2 protein-coding genes are annotated in these 3,797 nt (G+C 45.6%); both read left to right on the top strand.

Annotation, left to right across the window (positions count from 1 at the left end; all coding sequences use genetic code 11):
• Positions 1-136 precede the first annotated feature (136 nt).
• Complete coding sequence (sat, locus tag GNE10_RS32775) at positions 137-1,315, top strand: sulfate adenylyltransferase (protein WP_099066316.1); 1,179 nt, start codon at positions 137-139, stop codon at positions 1,313-1,315.
• A gap of 203 nt (positions 1,316-1,518) precedes the next feature.
• A complete protein-coding gene (locus GNE10_RS32770; RefSeq protein WP_185570191.1) occupies positions 1,519-3,645 on the top strand; it encodes a caspase family protein in 2,127 nt (708 codons plus the stop codon).
• Positions 3,646-3,797: the final 152 nt, after the last annotated feature.

Below are 3,797 nucleotides of genomic sequence, written 5' to 3'. Positions count from 1 at the left end.
CTCCCCTCTCTCCCCACACTCCCCACACTCCCCTCTCTCCCCACACTCCCCACACTCCCCATCTCTTTTGTCCCACCATTTGGTAAGTTAGTACATAGTCTGAAACAATAGCAGTAATAACTCAGAGGGGATTACGTTGAGTCACCAGAAAGATGCCATTGCCCCCCACGGTGGACAGTTAGTTAACCGTATCGCCACACCAGAACAAAGAGAAGAATTTCTCTCAAAAGCGGACTTTTTGCCGCGAGTGCAGCTTGACGATCGCGCTGTATCCGATTTAGAAATGATAGCGATCGGTGCTTTTAGTCCACTGACGGGTTTTATGAACCAGGAAGACTACAATGGCACCGTCACACAAATGCGATTAGCTAACGGTCTTGTGTGGTCGATACCAATTACACTATCGGTAGCCGAAGAAGTAGCTTCCCCTCTCCAAGAAGGCAGCTTAATTCGCCTCGATAACCCCGCAGGTAAGTTTATTGGAGTTTTGCAACTCAGCCAAAAATACCAGTACGACAAAACCCGCGAGGCAATTAATGTCTATCGCACTGATGATGCCAATCATCCAGGCGTACAGGTAATCTATAATCAAGGCTCAGTACATCTGGCTGGTGACATCTGGCTATTACAACGGGAACCCCATCCTCTTTTTCCCACTTATCAAATCGATCCCGCCGCTTCCCGGCAAATCTTCCGCGAAAATAATTGGAAAACCATCGTTGGTTTTCAAACTCGCAACCCCATCCACCGCGCCCACGAATACATCCAAAAGTGCGCCTTAGAAACAGTGGATGCTTTATTTTTACATCCATTAGTCGGCGCAACCAAAGATGATGATATTCCCGCCGACGTGCGGATGCGCTGCTATGAGATTTTGCTGGAACACTACTATCCTAGCGACAGGGTAATTTTAGCAATTAATCCCGCCGCCATGCGTTATGCCGGCCCTCGTGAAGCTATATTCCACGCCCTAGTGCGTAAAAACTACGGCTGCACCCACTTTATCGTCGGCCGCGACCATGCCGGAGTTGGTAATTATTATGGCACTTATGACGCTCAATACATCTTTGATGAATTTGAGCCAAGTGAATTAGGCATCGTGCCCATGAAATTTGAACACGCCTTCTACTGTACCCGTACCAAGCAGATGGCGACAACTAAAACCAGTCCCAGCAAACCAGAAGAACGCATACACCTCTCCGGAACCAAAGTCAGAGAAATGCTGCGACGCGGTGAATTACCTCCACCAGAATTTTCTCGCCCAGAAGTAGCCGCCGAATTAGCACGGGCAATGCGGATACAGGTGTCGGTTTAGGGTATAACCCTTCGGGTAGGGAAAAGGGAAAAGGAAAAAGGGAAAAAGGAAAAGGGAAAAAAGAAAAGGGAAAAGGGTATTATGAGGGATCTTTCCTTTCCCCTTTGCCCTTTCCACTTTCCCCCTACCCCACTGCCCCCTTTACACTACAGTCCTTAAACCTTTAAGCTGCTAGCTGGTAGGCTGAGAAATGATGGCTAATTATGAAACGGCGCACGTTTTTCAACAGAATTGGCTCAATACTCGCGGTATTGGGGCTGACTGAAGCTGAGTGGTTGACTCTGGGAAACCGCTATTACTATGCTTTGGCACAACCTAGTCCGCGCAAGTTGGCTTTATTAATCGGTATTAACCAATATCCTAAAATTCCACCCCTCAGTGGTTGTCTCACTGATGTGGAACTGCAAAGGGAACTTTTAATACATCGCTTTGGCTTTCAAAGGTCGGATATCCTCACCTTAACTGAGGAACAAGCAAGTAGGGAATTCATTGAGGCGGCTTTTTTAGACCACCTGGGTAAGGAAGCTCAAGCCGACGATGTGGTGGTGTTTCATTTTAGTGGCTATGGTAGCCGTGTCAAATTGGAAACATCCTCAGAGACAATGGAAAATGCTCTGGTGTCGGCTAATGAAACTCAGATATTAGAAAATGAAAAAATAGTCAATTATTTATTAGAAGAAAGTTTACTGTTATTATTGCGATCGCTCCCCACAAGCCGAGTCACTGCGGTACTAGATACTAGTTATTCTGTTCCAAGTTCAGTTATTGGATTAAAAAATCGCGCCCTCCAGGAGTCACCAGAAGCTAAGCTCGTAGCAGAGGAAATAGATTTTCTCAAACAACTGAAAACTCAAAAACCACTCAGTAATCCTGTTGTGTTAACTGCTACTTCTAGTCCCAAGCAGTCTGCGAGGGAAGGAATTTTTTCTGGTTTTAGTGCGGGGTTATTTACTTATGCCTTGACTCAGTATTTATGGGAAGCTACCCCAGCGACTAAAATTCAAGTGGCTCTTTCTCATGTGGAAAATTCTTTGTATAAATTGGGTAGCAAACAGCAACCAAATATATTAACGACACAAAAAAATCAAAATGTAGAGAAGTTAGATGTAACGTCCATACTGCCAGATAGTAACATTGGTGCAGAGGGCGTAGTGAGAGCCGTTGAAGAAGACGGTAAAACAGTGCAGCTGTGGTTGGCGGGATTACCTCCCCAAGTGCTGCTATACTACGGAGTGAATTCTCGATTGACTCTACCAACAACAGAGCAATTGGTATTGCGATCGCGTAGTGGGTTAACAGCAAAAGCGCAACTGTTGAAAATTGAAGGTGCAATTCCCCCACAAGTAGGGCAATTTGTCGAAGAAGCAGCGCGGGTTTTACCAAAAAATATTAATTTAGTAATTGGTCTAGATACTCGGCTAGAAAGAATTGAACGAGTAGACGCCACCAGTGGCTTTGCTGCTACTGCTCATGTGTCCACCGTAGTTGCAGGGGAACAACCAGCTGATTATATATTTGGTAAGCTCCAGCAAACACCCAGTCGCTACGGACTATTTACTTTGGATGGTGAGTTAATTCCCAACACCGCCGGCGAAGTGGGCGAAGCGGTAAAAGTTGCAGTACTGCGGTTAGCACCAAAATTATCCACCTTATTAGCAGCCAAATTATGGCGACTCACAGAAAATCAAGGTTCTTCCCGCCTAGCCATCCAAGCAACCCTAGAGATAATTAGTGATAAATCACCCCAAGCCGTAACCCAACGCCAAACACTACGAACCCAACACTCAACACTCAACACTCAACAGTCAACACTCCCCACTCCCCTTGTCCCCATCGGCAGCCGGATGCAATATCGGCTGCAAAATCAAAGCGATCGCCCAGTATACTTAATTTTGCTAGGTTTAAAAAATAATCAGACTGCAACTGTTTTCTACGCTTGGGAAATCCCACAAGAACCAAACACTACAGAAAATAAACTCCTTTTTAGAGAAATTGTCATTCCCCCAGGTGAAACCGTTACTTTGCCTGAAAACAACACTGGTTCTGAATGGGTAATTGCAGCGCCGGCCTTCTTTTTGGAACAACAGCTAATTTTTAGTACCGCTCCCTTCAGTGCAACTCTCGCCGTCTTAAACACTGCAAAGTATCCCACGCCAGACCAGCATCCAATTACCCCATTGTCCAAATCATTAGATGTCGTCCAAGCCTTACTCCAAGATTTGCACAACGCCAGCTTCATCAAAACCGAAATGAACGGCACAGCAACCGACTCATATATCTTGGATGTGAATAATTGGGCAAGTTTGAGTTTTAATTTTCAAGTTGTGTAAATGGGGCATGGTAAGAGGCAGAGGAGCAGAGGGGAAAAACTCATCTCCCCACTCATATCATGTCCGGCTAATTACCCCTCTTTTGTCACTCTCGCCAAAGTATAATTAAGTGCGATCGCAAAAACTAACACAGAGAGTATGGTTGAGCCTCG

It is taken from the genome of Nostoc sp. 2RC (assembly GCF_014222165.1).
In the GTDB taxonomy this organism is placed as follows: Bacteria; Cyanobacteriota; Cyanobacteriia; order Cyanobacteriales; family Nostocaceae; genus Nostoc; species Nostoc linckia.
This window is presented reverse-complemented; position numbering and strand designations above follow the sequence as displayed.

What these genes read in the sequence shown, in the direction of transcription:
- GNE10_RS32770 (WP_185570191.1), top strand. Translation starts at nt 1,519, where the DNA reads ATGAAACGGCGCACGTTTTTCAACAGAATTGGCTCAATACTCGCGGTA.